This window comes from Mesorhizobium sp. M0296 (genome assembly GCF_040321675.1).
GTDB lineage: Bacteria > Pseudomonadota > Alphaproteobacteria > Rhizobiales > Rhizobiaceae > Mesorhizobium.
On record NZ_JAMYRZ010000005.1, the window covers coordinates 25149 to 52108 of the forward strand.

At 61.0% G+C, this 26960-nt stretch carries 27 protein-coding genes; 19 read left to right on the forward strand and 8 right to left on the reverse strand.

The genetic code is table 11. The features are described 5' to 3' along the window. Nucleotides 1–49: 49 nt before the first annotated feature. A complete protein-coding gene (locus tag NKI97_RS07065) occupies nt 50–403 on the reverse strand; it encodes a hypothetical protein (RefSeq protein WP_023678826.1) in 354 nt (117 codons plus the stop codon). A gap of 671 nt (nt 404–1074) precedes the next feature. Here NKI97_RS07065 and NKI97_RS07070 point away from each other — a divergent pair. The 7 genes from NKI97_RS07070 to pqqE all read left to right on the forward strand — a co-directional run bounded on the left by NKI97_RS07070 (nt 1075) and on the right by pqqE (nt 8060). Next, nucleotides 1075–2976, forward strand: coding sequence for a methanol/ethanol family PQQ-dependent dehydrogenase (locus NKI97_RS07070; RefSeq protein WP_023678825.1), 1902 nt, complete (start codon nt 1075–1077; stop codon nt 2974–2976). A gap of 152 nt (nt 2977–3128) precedes the next feature. Continuing rightward, on the forward strand, nt 3129–3653 hold the full coding sequence (locus tag NKI97_RS07075; RefSeq protein WP_023678824.1) for a c-type cytochrome, methanol metabolism-related: 525 nt from the start codon (nt 3129–3131) through the stop codon (nt 3651–3653). A gap of 1 nt (nt 3654) precedes the next feature. Then, nucleotides 3655–4518, forward strand: a complete 864-nt coding sequence (locus tag NKI97_RS07080; protein WP_352833246.1) for a substrate-binding domain-containing protein — start codon at nt 3655–3657, stop codon at nt 4516–4518. A 437-nt stretch (nt 4519–4955) separates the two neighbouring features. Further along, nucleotides 4956–5894 (forward strand): pyrroloquinoline quinone biosynthesis protein PqqB, encoded by a 939-nt coding sequence (gene pqqB / locus NKI97_RS07085; RefSeq protein WP_352833249.1) that lies wholly within the window; start codon nt 4956–4958, stop codon nt 5892–5894. Next, nucleotides 5891–6649: a pyrroloquinoline-quinone synthase PqqC gene (gene pqqC / locus NKI97_RS07090; protein ID WP_352821808.1), complete on the forward strand. Its 759-nt coding sequence runs from the start codon at nt 5891–5893 to the stop codon at nt 6647–6649. Before pqqB ends, pqqC begins: the two co-directional genes overlap by 4 nt. Further along, complete coding sequence (gene pqqD, locus NKI97_RS07095; protein WP_352450661.1) at nt 6646–6942, forward strand: pyrroloquinoline quinone biosynthesis peptide chaperone PqqD; 297 nt, start codon at nt 6646–6648, stop codon at nt 6940–6942. Before pqqC ends, pqqD begins: the two co-directional genes overlap by 4 nt. Beyond that, a complete protein-coding gene (gene pqqE / locus NKI97_RS07100; RefSeq protein ID WP_352833252.1) occupies nt 6939–8060 on the forward strand; it encodes a pyrroloquinoline quinone biosynthesis protein PqqE in 1122 nt (373 codons plus the stop codon). The genes pqqD and pqqE overlap by 4 nt, the downstream gene beginning before the upstream one ends. A 21-nt stretch (nt 8061–8081) precedes the next feature. Here the strand turns inward: pqqE and fghA are convergent, their stop codons facing one another. From fghA to NKI97_RS07115, 3 genes are all read right to left on the reverse strand, one after another. After that, nucleotides 8082–8933 (reverse strand): S-formylglutathione hydrolase, encoded by an 852-nt coding sequence (fghA, locus tag NKI97_RS07105; RefSeq protein ID WP_352821813.1) that lies wholly within the window; start codon nt 8931–8933, stop codon nt 8082–8084. Between the two features lie 226 nt (nt 8934–9159). Continuing rightward, nucleotides 9160–9873, reverse strand: coding sequence for an HVO_A0114 family putative DNA-binding protein (locus NKI97_RS07110; RefSeq protein ID WP_352833254.1), 714 nt, complete (start codon nt 9871–9873; stop codon nt 9160–9162). After that, entirely contained in the window at nt 9860–10180 is a 321-nt protein-coding gene (locus NKI97_RS07115) for a nucleotidyltransferase domain-containing protein (protein WP_352821816.1), read from the reverse strand. The genes NKI97_RS07110 and NKI97_RS07115 overlap by 14 nt, the downstream gene beginning before the upstream one ends. A gap of 94 nt (nt 10181–10274) precedes the next feature. On the opposite strand from NKI97_RS07115, the gene NKI97_RS07120 reads away from it, so the two are divergent. Both NKI97_RS07120 and NKI97_RS07125 read left to right on the forward strand, forming a co-directional pair. Then, nucleotides 10275–10625, forward strand: coding sequence for a transposase (locus tag NKI97_RS07120; protein WP_023680086.1), 351 nt, complete (start codon nt 10275–10277; stop codon nt 10623–10625). After that, nucleotides 10604–11422, forward strand: coding sequence for an IS3 family transposase (locus NKI97_RS07125; protein WP_352833441.1), 819 nt, complete (start codon nt 10604–10606; stop codon nt 11420–11422). The genes NKI97_RS07120 and NKI97_RS07125 overlap by 22 nt, the downstream gene beginning before the upstream one ends. 177 nt (nt 11423–11599) lie before the next feature. Here the strand turns inward: NKI97_RS07125 and NKI97_RS07130 are convergent, their stop codons facing one another. Then, nucleotides 11600–11839, reverse strand: a complete 240-nt coding sequence (locus tag NKI97_RS07130; RefSeq protein ID WP_352833256.1) for a PIN domain-containing protein — start codon at nt 11837–11839, stop codon at nt 11600–11602. Further along, nucleotides 11836–12102: an AbrB/MazE/SpoVT family DNA-binding domain-containing protein gene (locus NKI97_RS07135; protein WP_352503269.1), complete on the reverse strand. Its 267-nt coding sequence runs from the start codon at nt 12100–12102 to the stop codon at nt 11836–11838. Before NKI97_RS07135 ends, NKI97_RS07130 begins: the two co-directional genes overlap by 4 nt. 555 nt (nt 12103–12657) lie before the next feature. Here NKI97_RS07135 and NKI97_RS07140 point away from each other — a divergent pair. From NKI97_RS07140 to NKI97_RS07185, 10 genes are all read left to right on the forward strand, one after another. After that, a complete protein-coding gene (locus tag NKI97_RS07140; RefSeq protein ID WP_352821821.1) occupies nt 12658–13497 on the forward strand; it encodes a succinate dehydrogenase/fumarate reductase transmembrane subunit in 840 nt (279 codons plus the stop codon). A gap of 661 nt (nt 13498–14158) precedes the next feature. Next, a complete protein-coding gene (locus NKI97_RS07145; protein WP_352833259.1) occupies nt 14159–15205 on the forward strand; it encodes an NAD(P)-dependent alcohol dehydrogenase in 1047 nt (348 codons plus the stop codon). Between the two features lie 342 nt (nt 15206–15547). Further along, entirely contained in the window at nt 15548–16459 is a 912-nt protein-coding gene (locus tag NKI97_RS07150) for a carbohydrate ABC transporter permease (protein ID WP_352833262.1), read from the forward strand. Next, nucleotides 16459–17358, forward strand: coding sequence for a carbohydrate ABC transporter permease (locus NKI97_RS07155; RefSeq protein WP_352823088.1), 900 nt, complete (start codon nt 16459–16461; stop codon nt 17356–17358). The genes NKI97_RS07150 and NKI97_RS07155 overlap by 1 nt, the downstream gene beginning before the upstream one ends. 47 nt (nt 17359–17405) lie before the next feature. After that, nucleotides 17406–18935 (forward strand): ABC transporter substrate-binding protein, encoded by a 1530-nt coding sequence (locus NKI97_RS07160; RefSeq protein ID WP_352833265.1) that lies wholly within the window; start codon nt 17406–17408, stop codon nt 18933–18935. Between the two features lie 65 nt (nt 18936–19000). Further along, nucleotides 19001–20530, forward strand: a complete 1530-nt coding sequence (locus NKI97_RS07165; RefSeq protein ID WP_352833268.1) for a xylulokinase — start codon at nt 19001–19003, stop codon at nt 20528–20530. Next, nucleotides 20523–21848, forward strand: coding sequence for an iron-containing alcohol dehydrogenase (locus NKI97_RS07170; RefSeq protein WP_352833271.1), 1326 nt, complete (start codon nt 20523–20525; stop codon nt 21846–21848). The genes NKI97_RS07165 and NKI97_RS07170 overlap by 8 nt, the downstream gene beginning before the upstream one ends. Nucleotides 21849–21925: 77 nt before the next feature. Continuing rightward, nucleotides 21926–23008 carry an ABC transporter ATP-binding protein gene (locus NKI97_RS07175; protein ID WP_352833273.1) on the forward strand — a complete coding sequence of 361 codons (1083 nt, stop codon included), beginning with the start codon at nt 21926–21928 and terminating at the stop codon, nt 23006–23008. Then, complete coding sequence (locus NKI97_RS07180; protein WP_352833276.1) at nt 23009–24064, forward strand: hypothetical protein; 1056 nt, start codon at nt 23009–23011, stop codon at nt 24062–24064. 34 nt (nt 24065–24098) lie between these two features. Then, nucleotides 24099–25160: a sugar-binding transcriptional regulator gene (locus NKI97_RS07185; protein WP_352833279.1), complete on the forward strand. Its 1062-nt coding sequence runs from the start codon at nt 24099–24101 to the stop codon at nt 25158–25160. A gap of 52 nt (nt 25161–25212) precedes the next feature. Here the strand turns inward: NKI97_RS07185 and NKI97_RS07190 are convergent, their stop codons facing one another. Both NKI97_RS07190 and NKI97_RS07195 read right to left on the reverse strand, forming a co-directional pair. Further along, nucleotides 25213–25944, reverse strand: a complete 732-nt coding sequence (locus NKI97_RS07190; RefSeq protein WP_254819755.1) for an ATP-binding cassette domain-containing protein — start codon at nt 25942–25944, stop codon at nt 25213–25215. Between the two features lie 2 nt (nt 25945–25946). Further along, complete coding sequence (locus NKI97_RS07195; protein ID WP_352833443.1) at nt 25947–26927, reverse strand: ABC transporter permease; 981 nt, start codon at nt 26925–26927, stop codon at nt 25947–25949. Nucleotides 26928–26960 lie beyond the last annotated feature (33 nt).

Consider the following 26960-nt stretch of genomic DNA (forward strand, 5'->3'; position numbering starts at 1 on the left):
TAAAACGGCGAGACTGTGAGGCACCGCCACGCGCGCCTGTTTCGCCTGATTAAAAGCAACGTACGTCGGCTTCAGCCTGCGCGCGTTTCAGTTCCGTGCGCGCCGCCTTCGCTGGCGCGCTTTCGCGAAACAACCCTGCGGCCTCCCCTGTCGTCAGCGACATGCTTTTGAAGGTCTCCGCCCTCTCATAGTGATCGTAAGGAAGGATCGAGGCGATAACATCGATCGAGCAGGAACAGCTTTCAAGCGCCTGACGTGTCTGGCCATTTGTTTGCATGCAGCCGAGCACGTAGTCGGCAATCGTTGCCGTCGGGTAGTCTCCCGCGGCGTTGGCCAAGTTCGCAAAAGCCAGCGTCGCCGCAAAGGCCACCGGCAAGGTGAGAGATCCAACAGACCTTATCATGAGGAACCTCCAGTTGGCCTGGACACCATGCATCCAGACGGGATCATCGCTCCAATTGGCGACGTGCCGCAAAGCCAGTCAAGCTCCCATGGCCTGCGTATAGGACCAAAGGAGGAATGCCCTATCGACCGACAAGAGCCAGCTTCATGACCCCCTGCGCACCCTCCTTCACGCGTTCATTTCATGCGTCGCTCACTATCGGCAGCCAGCGAGACGCACGCATACTTACTCGGAGGTGGCCCGCAGAATATATCGAAATAAAGTTAAATGTGTATCACCTCGAGAATACGGGAACAATATCGTTGCTATATACATCGCGGCTGGCGATCGTCCTCTTATTAGTTTTTCACACGGTGCTTATTTTAATTGTTTCTAAATATTGCATTGCACCATAATCGATATTGCAGCGCAACGACCCATCGTAGGTTTTTGCTTGCCTGACCTTTTACGATGACATAGCTTTTTCCTGTTTCCGGCTTCAAGAGCGCCACCGTCATCAGGGAGCGGCGGCAGTCTTTCGAAGACCAAGGGGGGCGGGCGGTAACGGTGCCCTCTGCTTCGGGGTAGGTCGTGACAGCTGCCGGAAAATAACTTCCCAACATGAATTGCTTGGGCAAGCCCTTGTGGGGCTTGACGGTCGATTCTTCACTGCGAACCCGGGAGGATTTTGGATGCGTGTACTTGCGAAAACTACCTACATTCTGACGACCGCGGCGTTTTTATCGCTCGGCGCTGCCTATACGGCTTCGGCCAATGAAGACCTTGCAAAGCTCGCATCGGATGCGAAGAACTGGGCGATGCAGACGGGTGACTACGCCAACACCCGCTATTCCAAACTCAACCAGATCACTGCCGACAATGTGAAGAACCTGCAGGTCAAATGGAGCTTTTCCACCGGCGTGCTGCGCGGTCACGAAGGCGGGCCGCTGGTCATCGGCGACGTGATGTATGTCCACACGCCTTTCCCAAACAACGTCTATGCTCTGGACCTCAAGAATGACGGCAAGATCCTGTGGAAATACGAGCCCAAGCAGGACACGAACGTCATTCCGATCATGTGCTGCGACACGGTCAATCGCGGTGTTGCCTATGGCGACGGCAAGATCATTCTCAACCAGGCCGACACCACCGTCGTCGCGCTCGATGCCAAGACCGGCAAGGTCGTCTGGTCTGTCAAGAACGGAGACCAGACCGACGGCGGAAAGGGCGAATCCGGCACGTCGGCACCCGTAGTCATCAAGGACAAGGTGCTCGTGGGCGTCTCCGGTGCTGAATTCGGTGTTCGCGGCTGGCTGGCCGCCTACAATCTGAAAGACGGCAAGCTCGCCTGGAAAGCCTATTCGGAAGGTCCTGATGCAGACACCCTTCTCGATCCCGAGAAGACCACCCATCTCGGCAAGCCTGTCGGAAAAGATTCCGGCACGAACACCTGGGAAGGCGAACAGTGGAAGACGGGCGGCGGCACGACATGGGGATGGTATTCCTATGATCCCAAGCTGAACCTGGTCTATTACGGCACCGGCAATCCCTCGACGTGGAACCCGGTCCAGCGCCCAGGCGACAATCGCTGGTCCATGACAATCATGGCTCGCGATGCGGATACCGGTGTTGCCAAATGGCTCTACCAAATGACCCCGCATGATGAGTGGGACTATGACGGCATCAACGAGATGATTCTCGTCGATGGCATGGAGGTCAACGGCGCCAAGCATGACGTGCTGGTGCATTTCGACCGCAACGGCTTTGCCTACACAATGGATCGAGCCACCGGCGAACTTCTCGTCGCCAAGAAATACGATCCGGCAGTGAACTGGGCGACGGAAGTCAACATGGATCCCAAGAGCGACCAGTATGGCCGCCCGCAGGTCGTCGCCAAGTATTCGACCCAGCAGAACGGCGAAGACACCAACTCGACCGGTATCTGCCCGGCCGCGCTTGGAACCAAGGACCAGCAGCCGGCTGCCTACTCGCCGAAGACCGGGTTGTTCTACGTGCCGACCAACCATGTCTGCATGGACTATGAGCCTTACAAAGTGAGCTACACCGCCGGTCAGCCCTATGTGGGCGCCACCGTGTCGATGTATGCGGCGCCCGGCGGTGACGGCAACATGGGCAACTTCATTGCCTGGGATGCAGCCAAGGGTGAGATCGTCTGGTCGAAGCCCGAGCAGTTCTCGGTGTGGTCGGGCGCATTGGCGACAGATGGCGACGTCGTCTTCTACGGTACCCTCGAAGGCTACATCAAGGCGGTCGATAAGGACGGCAAGGAACTTTACAAGTTCAAGACCCCGTCCGGCATCATCGGCAACATCACGACCTATGAGCATGACGGCAAGCAGTACGTCGCCGTTCTGTCCGGCGTCGGTGGATGGGCGGGTATCGGTCTGGCAGGGGGGCTGCTTTCGCCCGATAACGCCGCTGCCTGGCATGGCGCCGTCGATCAGGGCCGTGCGCAGGGCGACGAGACCGCGGTCGTTGGAACCGCTGGTCTGGGTGCCGTCGGCGGTTACGCGGCACTTGCCGACTATACGACGCTGGGCGGCCAGCTCACCGTCTTCGGCCTCCCGGACTGATAACCGGGAAGAGCCTTACGACTAGGTTCGAAAACGAGAGCCCGGGTCACCCGAAGCCGGGAACCGGGCTCTCGATTGCGCGCCCACCCAACACCGATTAATGCCGAGCACGACGGCAGCCAGTGTCCCTGGCAAATGAAGGAAGAGTCTGAATGATCGTTCGCATTGCAGTTTCCGCTCTCGCCCTGGTCCTGCTGCCTCTGGCCAGCTCAAGTCTGGTACGGGCCGAAGACAGCATGGAGAAAGCCAAGGCGGTGAAGCAAGAAGGAGGCAAATATTTAGATGCGGACGGAAATCCGACCTACAAGATCGAAAACGGAACCGTCGATTGGTACACCTTCAGCGGGTACCGCCGGTATCACTCAGATTGCCATGTCTGTCACGGACAGGACGCCACAGGTTCGAGCTATGCGCCTGCCCTAGCTAATAGCCTGAAGAACATGGATTACGCCACGTTCCTGTCGATCGTCGCCGAGGGCCGCAAGAATGTCGGCGGCGGCAAGGAAAACGTCATGCCTGCCTTTGGCGACAACAAGAACGTCTATTGTTACCTTGACGATCTCTACGTCTATCTGCGCGCGCGCGCCGATGGCGCGGCACCCCGCGGCAGGCCGCCCAAGCACGAAAACAAGGCTCAGGCAGCCAAGGATGCCGAAGCATCCTGCATGGGTGGATGATATGACCGGCTGCACTGCATCGAAGCTGCGCGTCGTTCTGCCGATCCTCGGCGCGCTCGCCTTGCTGCCGTCGAATGTTCTGGCGCAAAATGCCGGGCTTGGCGCTGCGGGCGAACTGGTCGATCCCGACATTCTGCGCGTCTGCGCCGATCCCTCGAACATGCCCTTTACCGACAAGAACGGCCAAGGCTTCGAAAACAAGCTGGCTGAACTGGTTGCCAAGAAGACGGGGCGGAAATCAGTCGCTTACACGTGGTTTCCCATTGTCACCGGCTTTGTGCGCAACACGCTGGGGGCCAATCGATGCGACATCATCATGGGCTACGCCCAAGGCGATGAACTGGTGCAGAACACCAACGCCTACTACCGCTCCGCCTATGTGCTCGTATACCCCAAAGGCAACGGCATGGAAGGCATCGAGACGATCGAAGACCCGAAACTTTCCGGCAAGAGAATCGGCGTCGTCGAAAGCACGCCGCCAACCGCCAACATGGCCGCCAACAAGCTTCTGCGGACCGCCAAGATCTACCCGCTGGCGGTGGATACGCGCGTCACCCCTTCCATGGGGGAGGTCATGATCAAGGACATGCTCGCCGGCAAGATCGACGCGGCGGTCCTGTGGGGGCCGATGGCGGGTTACTATGCCAGGGAACTCGGAGCCGACGTCACCATTGTTCCGCTGCTGAAGGAAAAAACCGGCTCGCGCATGTCTTATCGCATCACCATGGGCGTACGTCCGTCCGACCAGGAATGGAAACGGACGCTCAACCGGGTGATCAGGGAAAACCAGGCGGAGATCACCAAGCTCCTGCTGGGTTACAATGTGCCGCTGATCGACGAGCACGACAATCCGATTACGCAATAGTTGAGATGGGTCAGGAGGAGGAGAGAAGACTACAGCTACTTTCGATAGTTTTGTTTTTCGGTCTTTCAAAACTTGTGTTCATTTGTCCATTTTGAGAACGTGATGGACGAGCCATTGCTTCGGTGCCCTGCAATGGTTGGCTAACCACCGGATCGGCCCCTTCGGGCTGGTAGAAGAGGAGAAATGTTATGAAGAAGAGCTGGACAAAACCGACCATGTGTCAGGTTGCTGCGGGCTTTGAAATTTCGCGGTATCTGCCTGCTGAAATTACTCCCAAGAAGTAGGCCGCAGAGGTGCGTGTCCCTGGCAACAGGGGCACGCATCCCCTTGCCGTATGGGATTTTTGTGAAAGAGTTTGAGACGCGCAAAGCGGGCGGGCCGTTTTTTGCGGCTGCAAATTGGCTGCTGGTCAGAGAAGCCGCGGGGCTGGCGTTTTCATGCGCTTGAGAATCATCGGATCGGCGGCCGGCGGCGGCTTTCCGCAATGGAACTGCAATTATCGTCTGAGCCGTGCGGCTCGCACCGGGATGGCTGGCGTGCATTCACGAACCCAATCAAGTGTCGCCGCGTCGGCGGATGGGCTCGGCTGGGTTCTGTTCAACGCGTCACCGGACATTCGCCAGCAGATCGCGGCAACGCCTGAATTGCAGCCCGCGCACGATGCGCCGCTGCGCTCGACACCTATTCGCGCGGTGGTGCTGACCAATGCCGATGTCGATCATGTCGCCGGCCTGCTCAGCCTGCGTGAGCGGCAGCCTTTCGCTATCTATGCAACGACACAGGTTCTGGCGACGCTGGAGGCGAATTCGATTTTCAATGTCCTCGATCCGGCGCTCGTGCCGCGACGCATCTTGCCGCCGGCGCAAGAACTGTCGATCTGCGACGCGGACGGCCACGACACCGGGGTGGCTGTCGAGAGCTTTCCCGTGCCCGGGAAGATAGCCCTCTATCTCGAAGAAAGTGGCCAGCCGGATGCCAATTTCAGCTCCGATGCCGGCGACACGATCGGCGTCCGTATCGCCGGTGCCGGCAGTCGCGGCTCCGTCTTCTACATCCCCGGCTGCGCCCGCATCGATGCGACCCTGCGCACGCGTCTAGCCGATGCCGCATGCCTTCTGTTCGACGGCACGGTCTTCACCGACGACGAGATGATTGCTGCCGGCGTCGGCCAAAAGACCGGTGCGCGCATGGGGCATCTGGCAATGTCGGGAGACGCGGGGTCGATCGCCGGCTTGGCCGATGTGAGGATTGGCCGCCGTGTCTTCGTCCACATCAACAACACCAATCCTGTTCTGGACGAGAATTCTGCCGAGCATGCAGCAGTCGAAGCGGCTGGCTGGGAAGTGGCCCGCGACGGGATGGAGATGGACCTTTGAGTGATTTCCACGACGCAGCCAGCAACGGCCTGTCCTCAAGCGAGCTCGAAGCCGTGCTGCGGCAGGTCGGTGCCGAGCGCTATCACAACCGCCATCCTTTCCATCACAGGATGACCAGCGGTGCGCTGTCGAGGACCGAGATGCAGGCCTGGGCGCTGAACCGCTATTGCTATCAGGCTGTCATTCCGCGCAAGGACGCCATGATCCTCGCTCATGCCGAGGATCCGGCGTTTCGCGCCGCCTGGCGCAAACGCATCGAGGATCATGACGGCGAGGACGGCTGGAGCGGCGGTATTGCGCGCTGGTTGCACCTGGCGACCTCGCTCGGTCTCGATGCCGACGCGGTGAAGAGCGAGAGGCTGGCCCTGCCGGCGACACGTTTTGCGGTTGGCGCTTACCTCTCCTTTTGCACGAACCGGACCCTGCTGGAGGCGGTCGCGTCGTCGCTGACCGAGATGTTCTCGCCGCTCATCATCGGCGAGCGGGTACCCGCGATGCTGGCCAGATACGATTATATCACCGAGGACACGCTGGCCTATTTCACCCGACGGCCCGAACAGGCCTCGCGCGACGCCGACTTCGCCCTCGCCTATGTGCTCGAACATGCCGACACGGCAGAACGCCAGCAGCAGGCGATCGATGCACTGGTGTTCAAATGCGATATACTCTGGGCCATGCTCGACGCGCTTCAACACGCCTATGGCGAGCCGGGCAATATCCCGCCCGGCGCCTTCCGCCCGGAGGCAACCCAATGATGGCACTGCGCGAAAGAGCCATAGTGTCGCTGCAGTCGGTTCCATCGCTGCCGAAGCACGTGCGCATACAGTATGACCCCGTGCGCCAGGCGTTCGCCGTGCTGTCGCCCGAAAAGGTGTTCTGGCCAAACGACATCAGCCTCGACATATTGCGCCGCTGCGATGGGCGGTCCACGGTCGGCCACATCATTGCCGGCCTTGCCGCAGATTATGATGCCGAACAGGAGGCTGTGGCAGCCGATGTCATCGCCTTCCTGCAGGAATGGTCTGACAAGCTGCTGGTGAAGCTATGAGCGAGCCCCCTCTCCCCCCGATCGGCATGCTTGCGGAACTGACGCATCGCTGCCCGCTGCAATGCCCCTATTGCTCCAATCCGCTCGAATTGCTGAAGGCTAATCGCGAACTCGACACGCAGAGCTGGCTCGACTTGTTCTCGCAGGCGGCCGACCTTGGCGTTCTCCAGGTGCATCTGTCCGGCGGTGAACCGACGCTGCGTCGCGATCTCGAGCAATTGATCGCCGGGCTTTCGGCGCGCGGCGTCTACACCAACCTGATCACCGCCGGCGTCGGCATTGCGGATGGCCGCATCGAGGCATTTGCCGAAGCCGGGCTCGATCATCTGCAACTGAGCTTTCAAGGCGCACGGCCGGCGACCACCGAGCGCATCGGCAATCACAGGGGCAGCCACGAAAAGAAGCTGGAAACGGCACGCCGCGCTCGCGCGGCCGGCTTGCCGCTTACCATCAACGCGCCGATCCATCGCCACAATATCGAGGAGGTACCGGAATTCATCGATCTGGCCCTTTCGCTGGGTGCGGAGCGTCTCGAGATCGCCAACGTGCAGTACGCCGGCTGGGCGCTGACCAATCGCGATCAACTGATGCCCGAGCGTGCTGCCGTCGACCGCCAGGCGGAGATCGTCGCGGCGGCGCGCGAACGGCTCACCGGCATCATGAACATAGATTTCGTCACGCCGGATTATTTCGCCATCTATCCCAAGCCGTGCATGGGCGGCTGGGCGCGCGACGCCTTCATGGTGACGCCGGACGGCACCGTACTGCCATGCCATGCCGCCCAGACCATCCCGTCGCTCGGCTTCGAGCGTTTTGGAACACGCAGCCTGGCCGCGATCTGGACCGATTCCCCTGCATTTAATGCCTTTCGAGGCACGGACTGGATGCAGGAGCCCTGCCGCAACTGTGAGCGGCGCGAGATCGACTGGGGCGGCTGTCGCTGCCAGGCGATGGCAATCGCCGGCGATGCCGCCGCGACCGACCCGGCTTGCGCGAAATCGCCGATCCACGCGCGCATGGCAATGCTGATCGACGAGGCCCAGCGCGCTGCGACGGTTCCTTGGAAGGACGAACCGTTCGTCTACCGGCGTATCGGCGTCGTCACCGAGCCCGCCTGACTGCCGACCTATTCCTACGGCCTACCCTCGTGAAAGCCGTTCGGCATGCCACGTCATATGGTCATGCATGAATGTCGAAATGAAAAAATAGGAGTGATCGTATTCGTCCTGCATCCGCAATTTCAACGGAATGCCTGCCTTGGAGCAGGCGTCTTCGAGCAGCCAAGGCCTGAGGCCCTCCTGGAGGAAACCGTCTGACGTTCCCTGATCGACCAGGAATTCCGGGAAACGGTGTCCATCCTCGATGAGCGAAGTGGCATCGTAGCGCCGCCACGAGGCCTCATCCAGGCCGAGATATTTTTCGAAAGCCGGCTTCGACCAGCCGGCTGTGCTTGGCTGCACGATCGGCGCAAAGGCCGAGCAACTTCTGAAACGCGCGGGATTGTTCAGTGCGATCGTCAGCGCGCCATGCCCGCCCATCGAATGGCCGAAGATCGACTGGCGCGCCATATTGGCGGGAAATTCGCGCCCGATCACGGCTGGCAGCTCCTCGACGATATAGGAATACATGCGATAGTTCTTGGCATACGGCTCTTGCGTCGCGTCGAGGTAGAAACCGGCGCCGCTGCCGAACTGCCAATTGTCCTTTTCATCCGGAATGTCGGCACCACGCGGGCTGGTGTCGGGACAGACAACGATCAAGCCAAGTTCGGCGGCAATACGTCTGTATTCACCTTTTTCCATCACATTTGCATGGGTGCAGGTGAGTCCGGAGAGGTACCACACCACGGGGCAACGGCTTTCCCGTGCCTGCGGAGGCACAAAAATGGCAAACGTCATTTCGCACGAGCAGCTCGTCGAAAGATGAGAGTAAACTTGCTGGGCGCCGCCATGCGACTTGGCAGTAGAGACGAGTTTCGGGTGCTCTGGCATATATTCTTCTCCACCAATTTTAACCGCCGAGCGTAGGCTCTACGACATCAAGGGTAATCGCGGCAACCTTGGTGGGCTAGCTGGCGCGCGGGGCTCTTGATCGGAGCCGGGATGGCCTGCCTTCGCCGACCGTCTTCGCGCAGCAAGGCGCGAGAGCGCCATTCGCTGGCGCAGCGTTGCCCAGTAAGCCATACGGACCAGGCTGGGCGATTGTTGGCGATGCTGGCTATAACAAGGACGCAGTCACTGCGCAGGCATCGGCGATGCTTCCGGGACGCCGAACTCTGCGCAAATGCGGCTTCACGTCCAATCCTTGCCAAACCTGGTCAGCGGCGGTTTCGCAACCCACTGATCGACTTTTGCCCCTGTCCCCATCGCGCAGCAAAGATGATGGTCCGGCGATTTGTCTCCACGAATCGTCGACCTCGCATCGGCCATTCTGAAGCTCAGCGAGGTCGATCGTGACTCGTTGCACGGCGAGTTCGGGTCTCTTCGGCCTGGAGCCCGCCATTGAGACAATTCCCGCCCGCTCAAGGGCCGCCAAGGAGCAGGATACGTTCGGTTGCGGACGCGCCGCCAATCTGCACAGTTCCGTGATGCTTTGCGGTCGATACCGATGGATCAGCGCCACCAGCCGACAATTCTCAGGGGTCAACGCCCGCAGAATCTCTTCCGGCGCGCACGACTGAGCCATTGGTTCAGGACCACCAGACGCCCGGCCTCCTGAGCCGTCGCCGCCGCCATCACTGTCGTGCGTGTCCTCGATGCCGTTGTAGACATTGTGGGCTCCCAGCGAAACTGCTGCGACCGCGCCCCATTCGCCGAGTGACAGCTCACTCCGATGAGCTGCCAGATATTCCTCGATTTGCTCCAGTTCCTTCGCAGCGCGATCGATTTTTGGCGACAGTTTTGCGAATGCCGGATGCTTAAACGCTGTCATTAAGCAATTCCTGCACTCGTTCGGACGAAACGTCTGAGGCAAAGATCAGGTCATAAGGAATGTTCGTTCCCCGAAGCTGGTCTGCCACCAAGCGCTCTACCATGGCCCGGCGCGCGGGATCAGTGCGTCCGTGCACCAGCAGATCTACGTCCGAATGGACGCGGAAACGGTTTTTCGCGAGGGATCCGACAACAGAGATATCGACGCCGCGGGCTTTGGCGCTCCGGAGAATACGCGCTACACAGGCTTGCGCGGTCTTCCGGCGATCGTCAGCTCTTCGGTGGATCAAGGTATCAATTTTGTTCATCTTTTCGCCTGTTGCCTGGAGTGCGCCCCTCGGACCGGACAGGATGAACAAGCAGAATTGACTTGGAAGCCGGGCTTTCGAAGGATGGAAGCCCATGGTGACTTATCGCACGCACAGCATCGAGTTCAAACGTCAGGTAGTGCAGGAGTTCCTGTCCGGCGAGACGCTGCATGGTCTCGCCAAGCGGCACGAACTGCCGCGTAACCTGATCCGCATCTGGGTTCAGAAATACGAGGCCGGCTCCTTCGACGAAGACGTGGCGGCGGCCGACACGATGCAGACCTATGAGGCGCGGATCGCAGCGCTGGAGCGGCTGGTAGGCCGGCAAGCCTTGGAAATTGAGTTTCTAAAGGGGGCTCTGAAAAGCGCACCACGTCCGAGAAGCGGGACTACATCCGTGATCACCGGCCCGGCGGTGTCTCCATCGCTGAAGGATGCCGGCTGATGGGGATCGCGCGATCAACCTACTACGATCAGCCCGAAACCGCCGTGGATGACACAGCGCTCGTCGAAACGATGGGTGAGATCTCCGACAGCTTCGAAGCTTACGGCTATCGCCGCATGCAGGCGGCGCTGCGGCAGCGCGGCATCGTCGTCAACCACAAGAAGGTCAGACGGTTGATGCGCGAGCACGATCTGCAGCCCAGGATCAGGCGGCGCTTCATCGCCACTACGGACAGCGATCACGAGTTGCCGATCTTCCCGAACCTGGCGAAGAACGTGACACCGGCCGGCCCGAACCAGCTCTGGGTGAGCGACATAACATACGTGACGATTGCGGCGGGCTTCGTCTACGTCGCGGTCATTTTGGATGCCTGGTCACGCAAGGTCGTTGGTTACGCCATCGGTCGGTCGATCGACGCGCGCTTGACCGTTGCAGCATTGAAGGCGGCAATCGAACGACGAAAACCCCGGCCGGGCTGCGTTCATCACTCGGACCGAGGGTCGCAATATGCCGCACTCCTCTACCGCAACGTTCTCGCCGAGCACGATCTTATTGGATCGATGGGCCGGCGCGGCAATCCCTACGATAATGCGAAAGCGGAAAGCTTCATGAAGACGATGAAGGTCGAAGCCGTCTATCCGATGGCCTACGAAACCTTCGCCGACGTCGCTGAGGACCTTCCCCGCTTCATTGATGAGGTTTACAACACCCGCCGATTGCACTCAGCGCTCGGCTATCTCAGCCCGCAACAGTTCGAGGACCAACACGCCCGGCAGATGGTCAAAACTGCGGCTTGACCCTGTCCGGTCCGAGGGGCGCACTCCAGCCTTTGGTCCAACTGTGACCCGATCCGAGATTGTCGCAACTCCGCAAGCTGTACGGCTACCTGCCTATCCCTGCCAAGCCAGCCGACGTCAAAAGCGATCACGCCGTCCGCGAAATCGCCGCCGGCATCGAGGACTGACAGCCCTGCCTCAACTGCCGGCCAGTTGACGACAACCACTCGCGGTGTTCAGCAACGCCCGGATCGCCGCGGCAAATTTCGCACTCTGTCTGGTACTGCCGGGCCAGAACCCTGGGAACTCGCACAAGGCCTTCACGCTCACGCCCATGATGTCCGCTTTGGCCAGCAGGTCGACGGCAATGGCCGCCTGCCCCTCATCATCGGCAACATAGGCGCGCAGCAGCACATTCGTGTCGGCCGTAACCCTCATTCCTCGCCGGACCCGGCCACAGCGCCCGCTTCCGCCATCGCCTCGTTGATCTCCTCGATGCTGAGCACCCGGCCGTTCGTCTTGCCTCTGAGGAAGCCGTGGAGGTCCCGGAACGACCCCTTCGCCCGTGCAGCCCTCAATTCCGCCCGACCGTCGGGCAGGAGATCAAGCTCGATCTTCTCGCCCGGTTTGATGCCCAGATGTTGCAGCACGTCCTTGCGGAACGTCACCTGTCCCCTTGTCGTCACTGTCAACGTTGTCATGTTAAACATTCCTGTTCATCGCGATAAGACAATGCAAATCTGCATTATTATCAATGCAGATGGTCGGGGCCAAGCTTGGCGTCCATGCGGCGACTGAATCGCGACCAGCGCTCTGCCAGAGTGAAGTCGCCAAACATCACCTGGAGGTCAGCATGCAAGCCAACACCGCGGCCGCTATCCGCGTCGATCTTGCCGCAATGTTTGTCTCGTTAGAGATGTCTCGTTCAAAATGGCTCGTCACTTCGCTTCGGCTGGTGTCGGGAATGGCGCGACCGCCGCCGGGAAGCGAGGGAAGACAGCGTCAAGTTCGAGCCAGAGATTAACCAGAGATTAACAAGAACAAGCCATCGCCGCATAGGCGTCTGCCTGCGTGGGTATGGACGGATTCACTCATGCGCAATATGAATCATGAATGGAGATGAGGCCTGCCGTGGCGCTCACATTTTCGCCGTGTCGCTAAGGCAGGTGACGCTCGTTCAATGACGCTGCGCAGGGCGGATTGGCCTTCTGGTCTAACGCCGCCCGCAGAAGTGTCGATATCAGGGGATCTGGTCAATGACCGACAACAAGCCAGACGTTACCAAGGATTGGCAAGCGACGCAGGGCCAGAAGTCCTCCGCCACGCGTCTTCGCCTTTTCGCCGCACTCTCGTGGATCGTCGCCATTGGCGGCGAGATCTACGGAATTATGCTGCTTCGCCAGAACAAGTTCGACCAGGGACACCTGCCGCTGGTCATCGGCCTTCTGGTCGGCATCGCGATTTTCGCAATCGCCGGCAACTTGCTATGGAAGGCGGCCAACAGGCACGATCCGGCTCGTGCATCCGACGCGGCCAGGTTCTTCTTCCAAAACCAGCTCGGCGCAATCATCACACTGATTGCCTTCCTCCCGCTGGTTTTCCTGATCCTCACCGACAAAAACATGGATCCGCGGACCAAGAAGGTTGCCGGCGGCGTCGGCGCTGCGCTGGCCGTGCTCGCGACGGTCATGGGGATCAGTTTCAAACCTCCGTCGGTCGAACAATACACCCAGGATATGAACGCATGCGCAGCCCAGATCAAGTCGGGGCAGCCCACCACCGCCTGTTCGCCCGATGTCGCCGCTCAGGCGCAGGCGATCGCGACGGACACCGCCGCCGTGGCGGCGGCGACGCGGGACGCGAGCCACCCCGCCGGTCAGGATGTCGTCTACTGGATCGCGCCCGAAAACGGAGCCGCGAAATCCACCGAGCCGCATGTTTTCCACCTCTGCGCAGGCGTGAGCCCGCTGAAGGACAAGACTGTGAATAGTGGCTCCGTGACGGAGGCCTACGCACAGAACGCCATCCGCATCACGAAGCAGATCGATATGGAACAGAAGCAGTGCGGGTTCACCGCCACAACCAGCACCAACTGAACCCGTCTGCACTCGATCGGGTCCAGCCGTTGGTCTTGTCGAGAAGGATGGCGCGTAAGCGCAGCCTCAGTATTGACTCGCTGAAGCAACGCCAAATGCCGGGATCGCCCGGCTGGCCAATATTGTCCAGCTGCAAACTTATCCCCGGCGGGCAATCCTGGCGTCTTACGCACGGCAGCTTCCGGCCTGAGCGCTTCGAATGGAGAATGACGTTAATGAAGCGCATAGCCGCCGGCAGCATTATGGGCCGGAAGCGAACCGGGAACTTCTGGCGCCCAAAAAACGATAGCGGACATTCTCCTGGTGGGCCACATCGACCAGAAGCGGATTGGGCAAGCCTTCCATGGCATGTAGTGTCGGGTATCGCGCACCTGCTGGACCCTGTTGATGACTGACCGATGCCGGCCTGCTGGCTTGGAGGCTGGGGAGTGGGGAGTCTCGGGGCGAACGACTATTTCATTCCGCCGAGGGCATTCGGCAGCGGCATGGCCGGCCTTCAAAGTCCTTTGGCCGGGAAGTTGGTACGGATAGTCGGAATCAGCCAACACCCCTGTTTTCCGAGCTGGATTTTGAAGCCGTGAACGAGCGGCTATGATGAACGCGCCGAGTGCAAGTAAGGTCACGAAGGCCCCTACAATAAGCTTTAGAGGAGACTACGTCGATGACGAACGTGCGCGCCCTTGTCCTTGAACGCCAACACGAACTCAAGCTGCGTGACATCGATCTGCCACAGACCGTCGGCCCGGGCGAAGTTCGCATCAAGATCCATACGGTGGGCATCTGCGGCTCCGACGTGCACTACTATACGCATGGCCGCATCGGCCCGTTCGTGGTCGAAGCGCCGATGGTCTTGGGTCATGAAGCCGCCGGCACCGTCGTCGAAACGGGGGAAGGCGTCGAGCATCTGAAGGTCGGCGACCGCGTCTGCATGGAGCCGGGTATCCCCGATCCCAATTCGCGGGCGAGCCGGCTCGGCCTCTACAACATCGATCCAGCGGTCAGGTTCTGGGCAACGCCGCCGATCCATGGCGTGCTGACGCCCTATGTCGTCCACCCCGCCAACTACACTTTCAAACTGCCCGACAATGTCAGCTTCGCCGAAGGCGCCATGGTGGAGCCCTTCGCTGTCGGCATGCAGGCGGCTGCCAAAGCAAAGATCGCGCCGGGCGACACGGCGGTGGTGATTGGCGCAGGGCCGATCGGCACGATGGTGGCGATCGCAGCGCTCGCCGGCGGCTGCGCCCGCGCCGTTGTTGCAGATCTCGCCCAACCCAAGCTCGACATCGCCGGCGGCTATCAAGGCGTGATCCCGATCAACGTCCGCGACAAGAACCTGGCGGCGGAAGTAAAGCGCCTGACCGATGGCTGGGGCGCCGACGTGGTGTTTGAATGCTCGGGCTCGTCCAAGGCATGGGAGACCCTGCTCGACCTGCCGCGGCCCGGTGGCGCGGTAGTGGTGGTCGGCCTGCCGGTGGCGCCGATCGCATTCGATGTCGCCACCGCCTCGACCAAGGAAGTCCGCATCGAGACTGTGTTCCGATATGCCCACCAATATGAGCGGGCAATCGCGCTCATGGGGTCGGGCCGGGTCGACCTAAAGCCACTTATTTCGGGGACCTTCCCCTTCGAAGATTCCATCACCGCCTTTGACCGCGCAGTCGAAGCCCGGCCCGCGGACGTAAAGCTTCAGATCCTGTTGCCGGATTAAGGGGAGTTCCAAAAGCGCCCGGGTTGTCCTCCCGATCTCCTCAATGCTTTCGTAGCCTTCCGGGCTGCCAAAATTGGCGGCGGCCCTGAGCGCGTTTGAGGCTGGTGCACGGCATTTGCCGGCGGCGTTTCCTCCAAAAACAACTCCATACCCGGCGATCACGGCATCCTCTGGGACCACGAGCAAATCCCTTGAGCGCTGACGGAACCGACTTGACAATTCGGCGGCCGTCCGACACGTTCTTAACAAAAGGCACAACAAACTTACAAAAGTTCAAGTTGGCACAATCTGGCCGATAGGGAGAAGGCCGATGCGTCTCTGTGACCGAGCGGAGATTTGCGCGTGAGCGCGGTGACCGTGACCCGCGAAACGCCCAGATGGGCCCTGCCCCGGTTCATGACGGCCGAGCATCCTTTCCCTTGGCTCGCGCCGATCACGGTGATGCTTCTCGTTTTCGGCATCTATCCCCTCGCCTATTCGGTTTGGCTGTCGTTTCACAAACGCAATGTCGTCTCCCGGCAGCTCGACTTCGCCGGGCTCCACCAATGGACGCGCGCCTTCTCGGATGCGCGTATGTGGCATTCGCTGGAAACCACGCTGATCTATACCTTCGTCGCGCTTGCGGTTCAGCTTGCGCTCGGCATCCTCATCGCGCTTCTGCTTGACACCGATCGCAAAGGTTACGGCATGCTGCGGGCGCTGATGACACTGCCGCTGGTGGTGCCGCCGGCGGTGACCGGAATGATGTTCCTGCTGATGCAGGACGGTTCTTTCGGTGTCCTGTCGTTCTACCTCTATGCCCTCGACCTGATCTCGCCGGCACAGCCGATCCTGACGCAGCCCGGCACCGCATTGGCGGCGATCCTGCTGGCAGACATATGGCAATGGACGCCGTTCATGGTGCTCATCATCCTGGCAGGGCTCAGGGCGCTGCCGAAGGAACCTTTCGAGGCAGCCGCGATCGACGGCGCCAACGGCATCCAGACGTTCTTGCGCCTCACATTGCCCATGTTGCGCAAGGTGATAGCGGTCGCGGTGCTGATCCGCGGCGTCGATCTCTTTCGCATCTACGACTACGTCTACATCATCACCGCAGGCGGGCCTGGCACGGCCACCGAGACGCTTTCGTTCTACGCTGGCCGTATCTACTTCACCGGAGACTTCCCCTATGCCGCGACCCTGTCGCTGATCGTGCTTGTCGTCTTGATCGTCGTGTCGAACCTCTTCGTCAGGCTGTTCAAGGTGAGGTTCTGATGGAGTCGTCGCGCGCCCAAACGATCGCCCGTGACGTGCTCGCCGTGCTAGTGGTGGCGATCTTCATGTTCCCGATCGCGTGGTGGGCGCTGTCGTCTATCAAACCTTATTCGGCGATCTTCGACCGCAGCGGACCGGTCTACGTCGGTTTCACACCGACGCCGGACAATTACCGCGTGACGTTGCTTGGCGTCTCACGCGTCGACATCGGCATGGAACAGGGCGGCGAGGCGGCCGGGGTGATCAAGGGTGGCGCCAGCTCCTACGATTCCCGCCGGTCGTTGCTCGACAGCGCCATCATAGCCGTCGGATCGACGGCGCTGACGCTGCTGCTGGCCACGCTGGCCGCCTATTGCCTGTCGCGAATGCAGTTCAGCGGCCAGCAGTCCTTCCTGTTCTGGATTCTCTCGCAGCGCTTCATGCCGCCAATCGCGATCGTCATTCCGATCGTTTTCATGTTCCGAGATCTCGGCTTGCGCGATACCTATACGGGCCTCGTCCTCGTTCACAGTTTGATCAACCTGCCGCTGGCGGTTCTGCTTTTGAAGTCGTTCTTCGACGATGTTCCGCGCGAGGTTGATGAGGCGGCGCTGATTGACGGCGCGACGCGCTGGCAGACGTTCCGACGCGTGGTCCTTCCCATGGTCAAGGGCGGCATCGCTGCGACGGCCGTGCTGTGTTTCATCTTTTCGTGGACCGAGTTCCTGCTCTCACTGTTCCTGACAACGTCGATCCGCACTGTGCCCGTGAAGATCTCGACCTTTGTCACCTCGACCGCGACCGAGTGGGGCTACATCACAGCGCTCGGCACGTCCGCGATCATACCCAGCTTCATCTTTATCCTGCTGGTTCAACGGCATCTGGTCCGCGGCCTCACCCTCGGATCGCTGAAGGAGTGAGGCGCAGACGAGAAGAACGACGACAAAAACTCAATGGAGGAACGATCATGAGCTTCAGTGAACACGACAAGAAGACATTCGTCGCCGATACCTGCAATGACTTTACGGCGCGCCGGATAACCAAACGCGACTTCATGAGGAAGATGGCGCTCGCTGGTATCGGCTTTTCCGCCTTCGGATCGGCCATGCTAGGTGGTGGCCGCACCAATCGGGGGATGCTGGGCCTCGGCGTTGAAGAAGCCCGCGCCCAGGACGCCGACATGCTGAAGTGGCTGGCCGACGTCGGCAAACCATATGCCGGCACCAAAATCCGCTACACTTCGGAAGCGACGCCGCCAACGATTGTTGCCAACCAGCTTGTCGCGGGTGAATTCACCAAGGCAACCGGAATTGAGGTGGAAGTCGAGATCGTGCCGCTGGAGCAGGTTCTCGCCAAGGCGACGCAAGACGTACAGGGCCAGCTTGGCACCTACGACGTCTACTATCTCGACCAGTCCTGGATGGCGACGTTTGCCCAGGATGTCGTCGATCCGCGCGAGTATTATGACCAGAACAAAGAACTGGCGATGCCCAACTTCGACTGGGACGATTTCTCCAAGCCGCTGGTCGACGGCATCGCCATGTACAATGGCAAACAGTGCGGAATTCCATTCGATATTCCGATCTTCATCCTGATGTACCGCAAGGATCTTTTCGACAAACACAACATTGCCCTGCCGACAGACCTCGACGCCTACCTCAAGGCCGTGCAGGCGCTCACAGAGGCAGAAAAAAGCAACGGCATCTTCGGCACCGCGTGCCAGGCGAAGTCCGGCCACTATTCGCTGGAATGCGACTGGACCTTCGCATTGTGGGGCCATGGCGGTTCTATCTTCAACAAGGACAAGAAGTTTGTCGGCAATGACGAGCGCGGCGAGGCCGGGCTCAAATTCTATCAGGAGCTGGTCAAGAACTCGCCGCCGTCGGCGACGACTTGGACGTGGGACGGTCAGGGACAGGCGCTGACACAGGGACAAGCCGCCATGGCAATCACCTGGGGCGAGGATTTCCCCGGCTTCGACGCCAACGATTCCAAGGTCAAAGGCCTGTTCGAGGCCCTGCCCGCGCCCAAGGAAGTTCCTGGCCGTCGCGCCGCCGCCGATTGCGGCTTCAACGAGATCCCGGCCGTCGGTCACCAGGGCGGCTCGACGATTTCGCTGTCGCAATATTCCAAGAACAAGGAAGCGGCATGGCTGTTCATGCAGTGGGTCTGCTCGAAGGATGTGATGGCGCGGGTATCGACGCTCGGCGGCGGCGCGTCGCCGATGCGCAATTCCTCTTTTACAGATCCTCGGGTCAAGGCAAAGGCCGTTGTCGGCCCCGGAACGACACGCCATTTCGACGCGATCAAATACACGATCGACAACCAGATGGGATCGGAGCCGGACATGCCGATCTGGGCGGATTTGTCGAACAACGACATTCCGGTTGAACTCGGCAAATTGCTTACGGGCCAAGATTATGGCGGCGATGCCAAGGCGTGCCTGGATGCCATTGCCGGGATTGTCGACGGCAAAGTCAAGGACGCCGGTCTTTAGCGGCTAGTCGGTGATTTGGGCGAAGGCGGCTTCGGCCGCCCTCGCCGTTTGGCAACGTGGCGGCAATGGTTCCTGATCTCGTCATCGGCATTGATTCCTCGACCTCGGCAACCAAGGCGATCGCCTGGGACCGCAATGGTCTGGCCGCGGCCGAAGGTCGTGCACCCCTTGCAATGTCCAACCCGCGTTCGGGCTATTTCGAGCAGGATCCGGCCGAATGGTGGGCCTCGACGGTCACGGCGCTTCGTGGTGTCGCGGCAACGGTTTCGCCAGCACGAATTGCCGCCCTTGCGATTGCCAACCAACGCGAGAGCTTCGGCCTATTCGACGAGCAGGGCCAGGCGGTCGGGCCCGCAACGCTCTGGCTCGATGAGCGCGCCCGTGGGAAAGCACGGCGCTTCGGCGAGAGTTTCGGCGCGGCACGCGTCCACGCAATATCCGGCAAGCCACTGGACGTTATTCCTTGCCTTTACCGCATGATCTGGTTCCGCGAGCAAGAGCCCGAGATTTTTGCCCGGGTGGAGCGGATGGCCGAAGTCCACGGCTATCTGGTCTTTCGCTTGAGCGGCCGGTGGGTGACGTCCACCGCATCCGCGGACCCGACGGGCATACTCGATATGCGAGGTATGGACTGGTCGAACGATATACTGGAGGCAGCGGGCGTCGCCCGGCGCATGATGCCGGATCTGGCGCGGCCCGGCACCGTTCTGGGTCAACTGACTTCGGAAGCGGCCATTTCGACGGGCCTGCGCGAGGGCACGCCGATCGTCGCCGGCGGCGGCGATGGTCAATGCGCCGGCACGGGCGCTGGTGTGTTGCAGCCGCGATGCGCTTACATCAACCTCGGCACGGCGGTCGTCTCCGGCAGCTTCGGCACGGACTACGTCCACGACCAGGCCTTCCGCACCGAAACGGCGGTCGCCGATGATGGCTATATCTACGAGACGTGCCTTCGCGCCGGCACTTTTCTTGTCGACTGGATGGCGCGCGAAATGCTTGGCGTCGATCTGCATGGCGCAAATGATGCCCTGGAGACGCTCGAGGCCGAAGCCGCTGCCAGCCCGATCGGCGCAGGCGGCATAATGCTCCTGCCCTACTGGCAGGGCGTCATGGATCCGCACTGGGATAGTGCTGCCCGTGGTGTTATTGCCGGGCTCTCCGGCTCCAGCCGCCGCGGTGACATCTATCGCGCCGTACTGGAAGGCATAGCGCTGCATCAGGCCGCGACAAGTCAGCGGGCGGCTGCGGCTGCCGCCCAGACCATCGACCAGTTCATAGCGATCGGCGGAGGAGCGAAGTCCGACCTGTGGATGCAAATTCTGGCGGATGCACTCGATCGTCCCATAAAGCGTTCGACGACCGTCGAAGCCTCCTCGCTTGGCGCGGCGATGGCGGCGGCAAAGGGTGTGGGCTGGTTTTCCACCATCGCCGAAGCGTCGCTCGCAATGGCCAGCGAGCCGGCCAAAACCTTCGAACCGGACACGAAACGGGCCGCGCTCTACGCCGAACTTCTTGCGATCCATGCCGATCTTTGGCCAACGCTTTCAGCCTGGAACCAGCGCCTCGCTGCCTTCATGGAGGCCGATCATGGCTGAAACGACCAACTGGAACGCGTTGATCGAGGACGTTGTCGCGGGACGCTGGACAGATCCCAAGACCGGCGCGGCCGCGGTCCTGCCGTTCCAGACGATCGAACTGCTGGCGACGACGGAGGGCCGCGAGGCGGATCTCGTTGCGCCCCTGGCGCTAGGCAGCCGCATCGCAGTTGTGTCGAATATCAACACCGTCGATGTGATGGGCAGGCGCGTCGCGAAGGCGCTGCGTACCATCGCCGACATCGATGAAATCGTGCTACCTGACGGCCTCGACTGCGATGAGGCAATGATCCAGATGGTCAGGGAGAAGACGCGTCACGCCGACGGGGTCGTGGCCGTCGGGTCGGGCGTCCTCAACGACGGCTGCAAGCATGCAACCTTTCTCGACGAGCGGCCCTATGCCGTCTTCGGCACGGCAGCCTCGATGAATGGCTACGGCGCCTCGACAGCGTCGGTGACCTTGGCCTCCGGGCTCAAGATCTCGCTGCCCTCGCATGCTCCGCGGGGCATCTTCCTGGACCTTGGCGTGTCGGCTGCAGCGCCCGCCTGGCTCAGCGCCGCCGGGCTTGGCGACAGCCTTTGCCGCTCCACGGCCCAGATCGACTGGTGGGCTTCGCATCGGCTGTTCGATACTTACTATTCTGAGGTGCCCTACCTGCTGCAGGCGGGCGATGAGGAGCCGATGCTGGCCCATGCACCTGGCCTTGCCAGGCATGACGTCACCGCTGTCGGGCATCTCCAGCGCGTCCTGACGCTGTGCTCGATGGGCGTGTGCTTTGCCGGCGTTTCCCATCCCGGGTCCATGGGAGAGCACCAGATTTCCCATTGGATCGACATGTTCGCGGGAGAGCGTCATCCCGGCACCACGCACGGCCAGCAGGTCGGGGTTGCCTCGCTGGTCATGGCGCGGCTGCAAGCGCGGCTGCTGGACATGAAAGAGCCGCCGCAGGTGAAGCCGACCGCCATCGACGAGGCGGCGATGCTGGCCCGCTATGGCGCGCAGCTTGGACCACTTTGCATTGCCGAGATGAGGAAGACGGCACTCGACGCCAGCCAGACGGAAACCTTCAACCGCAGGCTTGCGGAAATCTGGCCGGCGCTGCGCCAGGAGGTTCGGCCCATGGCAATGCCGGTCGCCCGCATGGAGGCAGCACTCAAGGCTGCCGGGGGGCCGGTCACCGGCGCGGAACTAGGCCTGCCGCGCGCGCTTTGGCACGATGCCATTCGCTATTCGCGGGAAATCCGCGGTCGATGGTCCTTTGTCAATCTGGCAACCGATGCAGGACTCTTGGAAGAGTTTCTGGAGAGCGAATGGTGAGAGCGCATCCGATCGCCAATCGCTCGCATGGCGAAAATGCGATCCAACCGGCAAGGGCAATCGAAGGGTAGCAATTTATGGCGTCTGTCACCATCAGCAACATAAAGAAGGACTATGGCGCCCTCTCGATTATCGATGGACTCGATCTCACGATCGAGGATGGCCAGTTCGTCGTTCTGCTGGGGCCGTCCGGCTGCGGCAAGTCCACTCTGTTGCGCATGATAGCCGGTCTCGAGCCCATCACGTCCGGTGAGATCGCCATAGGCGACAGGGTCGTCAACATGCTCCATCCCAAAGACCGCAATATCGCGATGGTCTTCCAGAATTACGCGCTTTACGCGCACATGACCGTCTTCGACAACATGGCCTTTTCCATGCAGTTGAAGAAGCGCCCAACCGAAGAAATCAAACAGAAGGTCGGGTGGGCGGCATCGATCCTCAATCTGACACCCTATCTGGAACGGTATCCCCGCCAGCTTTCGGGCGGCCAGCGGCAACGCGTCGCCATGGGTCGCGCCATCGTGCGGGACCCAACTGTGTTCCTGTTCGACGAGCCGCTGTCCAATCTCGATGCCAAGCTGCGCGTGCAGATGCGCACCGAAATCAAGGAGCTCCACCAGCGGCTGAAGACCACCACCGTCTATGTCACGCATGACCAGATCGAGGCCATGACCATGGCCGATGTCATCGTCATTATGCGCGACGGCCATATCGAGCAGATCGGGCGCCCGCTCGATGTCTACGATCGCCCGGCAAACCTCTTCGTCGCCTCTTTCATCGGCTCGCCCGCAATGAACATGTTCCATGGCGAGGTGGCTTCCGAGCGCGACGCCTGGGTGGTGCGGACCGACGAGCTATCCCTCCCGCTCCCGCCAGGGGCTGCGGTCCGGCCCGGCCAAAAGGTGATCTACGGCATTCGCCCCGAACATCTTCGACCAGTGGCCGACGGGCGCGGCATTCCGGCGAGGATTACGGTTGTCGAGCCGACTGGCCCCGAAATCCACATCTTTGCCAGCATGGGCAACACCGCGATCTGCTCGGTGCTGCATGACCGCATGGAGCTCTCTCCAGGAGCTGTGATCCAGCTGGAGCCGGCGCCTGAGCGAATCCACCTGTTCGACCAGGGCAGCGGCGAGCGGCTGGACAAGGGAAGAAGCTGAATGGCGCGGATCATCATCCTCGGCGCCGGCGTCATGGGCTCTGCCATGACGCTTCCGGCCGCTCACGCTGGTAACCGCATCACTCTTGTCGGGACCCATCTGGATGAGGAGATCGTCGGCTCGGTGGCCAGCACAAGTCATCACCCACGCCTCAACATCACTCTGCCTGATATGGTAACCGCCTGTTCCTGGACCGAATTCGGGGCGGCGATGAACGATGGACCCGATCTGCTTGTACTCGGCGTCTCGTCGGCCGGCATTCCTTGGGCGATCGACCGCATTGCAGAAAGCATCAAGTCGCCCGTGCCGATACTGATGATTACGAAAGGACTTGCAGCAAGCGACGAAGGCGTGGAAATCCTGCCACATCTGCTTGCCCGCGAGATCGAGCAACGCACTGGCTTGCGTGTCCCGGTGATGGCCGTCGGCGGACCGTGCATTGCCGGCGAACTGGCGGCGCAGCGCGACACCTCTGTGATCGTGGCCGGGCACGATCCCGACCAGGTGGCCGCGGCGTCCCGCATTCTGCGCGCGCCTTTCTATCATGCGCGATCGTCATCCGATCTCGTCGGCGTCGAGATCTGCGCCGCTTTCAAGAATTTCTACACACTCGCCGTTGGAGCTCCCGTCGGGCTGCTCGAGCGCGACGGCAAGGCGCCCAATGGCGCACTGATGCACAATCTTGCCTCGTCGCTATTCTCGCAGTCCCTCGCCGAGATGGCGATTCTGGTCGAAGCTCTGGGTGGAAAGGTCGAAACAGTGCTGGGGCTGGCCGGCTCCGGCGATCTTTATGTGACCTGCCAGGCGGGCCGTAACGGTCGCATGGGGCGCCTGCTCGGCCGCGGCCTGCCCTATTCCGTGGCGAAGCGCGAACATATGAGTTCGGACACGGTCGAGGGCGCGCAACTGGCGCTGGACCTTGGTCGGACTTTGAAGAATATGATGGCCCGGGGTGTACTTCCCCACGATCGCTTGCCGCTGACGAGCGCCATCATCGACGCAATTTGCCATGATGCTCCGCTGGTTTTGTCCTTCGACCGCTATCATCGAGGCTAGCGGAGCCGGGAAACTCGATTGATGCCTCATATCGATGAGCCATGGCTCCGCCGAGCCCGCTCTGGACCCGCTGCCGCGGAGTGGACAGGATGATCTGATGGAGAAACCAGCACGAAAGAAACGCGACGGCCGCCAAGCCGTAACGAGTTCCGTCACGTCCGATCGCGAGGAAGGGCTGCTCGTGCGCGCCGCCTGGCTTGCATATGTCGGTGACCTCACCCAGGCGCAAATCGCCAAGTCTCTTGGCCTGACACGCCTTCGCGTCAACCGGATGCTGGCGCATGCCCGTCAGCGGGGGATCGTTCAGATTCGCATCAATTCCAAGGTGGCGAACTGCATCGAGCTGGAGAACCGGCTGCGGGACGCCTACGGCGTTTCCGACCCGATCGTGGTTCCGACACCGCCCGATCCTACCCTAGTGCCACAGGTCATCGCAGCCGCTGCCGGTGAAGCCCTGTCGCACAGAATCCGTGACGGGATATCGGTGGGCGTGGGATGGGGACGGACGCTCCAGCTTAGTCTGCGGTCAGTGACCGTACGCCCCGTCAGAGGGATGTCGGTCGTTTCCCTGCTCGGCGGGCTCACGCGTGGATCGGCGATCAACATCTATGAAATCGCCTCGCGGCTCGCGGCGCTTTTCGATGCGGAATGCTTCTACATCGCAGCACCGGTATTCACGGATACGGAGGCCACGCGCGATCTGCTTATGCGCCAGTCCATTCTGGAAGACGCCTTCACCCATGCCCGCGACGTTGACGCCGCTTTCGTTTCGGTGGGCGCGGTGCACAAGGACGCCACCATCTTTCGGATCGGACTGGTCGGAGACGATGATCTCAGATCGCTCCGCGAAGCCGGAGCCGTCGGCGATATTTGCGGCCACTGGATCGGCGCCGACGGACAACTCGTCGATCACCCGCTAAACAGCCGTGTCATCGGCCTCGCCCCCGAACATCTGCGCGACATCGACACTGTGATCCTGCCCTCCGGCGGCCTCGACAAGGTTCCGGTGCTGCGCGCCGTGTTGCGTCTGGGAGTCGTCGATGTGCTGATCACCGACGAGAAAACCGCTGAGGCGATCCTTGCGGAAAAGCTGTAGCGCAGACTGACCTCTACCAGCAGAGCGGCTCGCGAGTGATCGCTTCTTCGCGTCACAGAACCTCGTGGATTTCCTCGATCGAAGTCTCGCCGATCCGCTTGTCGAGAACGATCTCGCCGCGCGCCATGGCCACGACCCGGTCACAGCATTCGAAAACATGATGCATGTTGTGGCTGATGAAGACGCTGGTGATGTTCTGGGCCTTGAGGGCGCGAACGAAGCCGATCACCTTTCGCGTCTCCTTCACCGAGAGATGATTGGTCGGCTCGTCGAGGATCATGACTTTCGACTTGAAGTGCATGGCCCGGGCGATCGCCACACCTTGGCGCTGGCCGCCCGACAGTTCGCCGACCAGCGCGTCGGGCGACCTCAGATGCAGATCGACGTCGGCGATCGCCTTGACGCTTTCGTCACGCATGCGCTTCTGGTCCAGGATGCCGATGCCGAAAACCGAGCCCTTCACCGGCTCGCGTCCGATGAAAACGTTGCGGGCGATGGTCATGGTCGGGACCATCGAATTGTACTGGTAGATCGTCTCGATGCCGCGATCCATGGCGTCGCGCGGGTTCGAGAAGCGGACCGGTTCACCTTCGATCCTGATCTCGCCGCCATCGGGCTTTTGGGTGCCTGACAGGATGTTGATCAGCGTCGATTTGCCGGCGCCGTTGTCGCCGACGAGGCCCAGCGCCTCGTCTGGGTAGATGTCCAGAGTGACGTTCTTCAAGGCGTGGACGCCGGAATACCATTTCTGGAGTCCCTTGATCGCGATGATGGGTGCCGCCATGATCAGGTCTCCACCTTCATTGCCCTGCCCCGCTTTCGAAGCCAGGCGTTCACGACGACCGCGAAGATAGTCAGGAAGCCGATTGCCATCTTGAACCAGTTGGCGTCAACCTGGCTCAGCACCAGTCCGTTGTCGATGACGCGGATCAGGGCAGCCCCGATGATGCCGCCGAAGATGGTGCCGATGCCGCCAGCCAGCGAGGCGCCACCGATGACGGCAGCCGACACAGCTTGCAACTCCAGCCCCTCGCCGATCGAGGGCAGCGGCGCGCCGAGCCGCATCACCTGAATGGTGCCGGCAAAGCCGGCGAGCACCGAACAGATCATGAAGCAGGCGACCTTCACCCGGGCCGTCGGGATGCCCATCGATTGCGCGGCGGGCAGAAAGCCGCCGGTGGCGCGCACCCAGTTGCCGAAATTCGTGCGCGACAGAAGCACCGTCGCCAGGATTGCCACGGCGAGAAACCAGAAGAACGACATGCGAAAGAGGTCGCCCGGCCCCACATAGATCGTAAACAGCCATTTGGGCAGAGCGTTGGCCGGGATGACAGGAGGGAAGCCACCGGAGATTACCACCGTCAGCGAACGCGCGATGAACAGCATGCCAAGCGTGGTGATGAAGCTTGGTATCGCGAAACGAATCGTTATGAACCCGTTGAAGAAGCCAATCAGGGCGGCAATGGCGAGCCCGGCGGCAAAGGCCGGCGCGAACGGCACGCCTGCCGCCAGGATCACCGCCATGGTCATCGGGGTCAGCGCAAATACCGAGCCTACGGAAAGATCAAACTCGCCGCATATCATCAGCAGGGTCACGCCGATCGCGACCAGCCCCATTTCAGGCAGCAGCCCAAGCATTCCGCGCACGTTCTGTGTGTTCAGAAATACGCCGTTCGAGCGAATCTGAAAGACGAGGAGGAGGAGGAGCAGGAACACGACCGCCGCAAGCTCCGGCTTCTCCAGATAAATCTTCATCAAGCGCTTCATCATTCGCTCCGGCTTGGGATTGTTTGCGCTGGC

Excerpts from the sequence above, each read along its gene's own strand:
- NKI97_RS07155 (WP_352823088.1), top strand. The coding sequence starts at position 16,459 with ATGGAGTCGTCGCGCGCCCAAACGATCGCCCGTGACGTGCTCGCCGTG.
- NKI97_RS07170 (WP_352833271.1), top strand. The coding sequence starts at position 20,523 with ATGGCTGAAACGACCAACTGGAACGCGTTGATCGAGGACGTTGTCGCG.
- pqqE (WP_352833252.1), top strand. The coding sequence starts at position 6,939 with ATGAGCGAGCCCCCTCTCCCCCCGATCGGCATGCTTGCGGAACTGACG.
- NKI97_RS07120 (WP_023680086.1), top strand. The coding sequence starts at position 10,275 with ATGGTGACTTATCGCACGCACAGCATCGAGTTCAAACGTCAGGTAGTG.
- NKI97_RS07135 (WP_352503269.1), bottom strand. The coding sequence starts at position 12,102 with ATGACAACGTTGACAGTGACGACAAGGGGACAGGTGACGTTCCGCAAG.
- NKI97_RS07190 (WP_254819755.1), bottom strand. The coding sequence starts at position 25,944 with ATGGCGGCACCCATCATCGCGATCAAGGGACTCCAGAAATGGTATTCC.
- NKI97_RS07145 (WP_352833259.1), top strand. The coding sequence starts at position 14,159 with ATGACGAACGTGCGCGCCCTTGTCCTTGAACGCCAACACGAACTCAAG.
- NKI97_RS07140 (WP_352821821.1), top strand. The coding sequence starts at position 12,658 with ATGACCGACAACAAGCCAGACGTTACCAAGGATTGGCAAGCGACGCAG.
- NKI97_RS07110 (WP_352833254.1), bottom strand. The coding sequence starts at position 9,873 with ATGACAGCGTTTAAGCATCCGGCATTCGCAAAACTGTCGCCAAAAATC.
- fghA (WP_352821813.1), bottom strand. The coding sequence starts at position 8,933 with ATGCCAGAGCACCCGAAACTCGTCTCTACTGCCAAGTCGCATGGCGGC.
- NKI97_RS07075 (WP_023678824.1), top strand. The coding sequence starts at position 3,129 with ATGATCGTTCGCATTGCAGTTTCCGCTCTCGCCCTGGTCCTGCTGCCT.
- NKI97_RS07130 (WP_352833256.1), bottom strand. The coding sequence starts at position 11,839 with ATGAGGGTTACGGCCGACACGAATGTGCTGCTGCGCGCCTATGTTGCC.
- NKI97_RS07070 (WP_023678825.1), top strand. The coding sequence starts at position 1,075 with ATGCGTGTACTTGCGAAAACTACCTACATTCTGACGACCGCGGCGTTT.
- NKI97_RS07180 (WP_352833276.1), top strand. The coding sequence starts at position 23,009 with ATGGCGCGGATCATCATCCTCGGCGCCGGCGTCATGGGCTCTGCCATG.
- NKI97_RS07165 (WP_352833268.1), top strand. The coding sequence starts at position 19,001 with ATGGTTCCTGATCTCGTCATCGGCATTGATTCCTCGACCTCGGCAACC.
- NKI97_RS07160 (WP_352833265.1), top strand. The coding sequence starts at position 17,406 with ATGAGCTTCAGTGAACACGACAAGAAGACATTCGTCGCCGATACCTGC.
- NKI97_RS07195 (WP_352833443.1), bottom strand. The coding sequence starts at position 26,927 with ATGAAGCGCTTGATGAAGATTTATCTGGAGAAGCCGGAGCTTGCGGCG.
- NKI97_RS07080 (WP_352833246.1), top strand. The coding sequence starts at position 3,655 with ATGACCGGCTGCACTGCATCGAAGCTGCGCGTCGTTCTGCCGATCCTC.
- NKI97_RS07065 (WP_023678826.1), bottom strand. The coding sequence starts at position 403 with ATGATAAGGTCTGTTGGATCTCTCACCTTGCCGGTGGCCTTTGCGGCG.
- pqqB (WP_352833249.1), top strand. The coding sequence starts at position 4,956 with ATGCGCTTGAGAATCATCGGATCGGCGGCCGGCGGCGGCTTTCCGCAA.
- NKI97_RS07185 (WP_352833279.1), top strand. The coding sequence starts at position 24,099 with ATGAGCCATGGCTCCGCCGAGCCCGCTCTGGACCCGCTGCCGCGGAGT.
- pqqD (WP_352450661.1), top strand. The coding sequence starts at position 6,646 with ATGATGGCACTGCGCGAAAGAGCCATAGTGTCGCTGCAGTCGGTTCCA.
- NKI97_RS07175 (WP_352833273.1), top strand. The coding sequence starts at position 21,926 with ATGGCGTCTGTCACCATCAGCAACATAAAGAAGGACTATGGCGCCCTC.
- NKI97_RS07115 (WP_352821816.1), bottom strand. The coding sequence starts at position 10,180 with ATGAACAAAATTGATACCTTGATCCACCGAAGAGCTGACGATCGCCGG.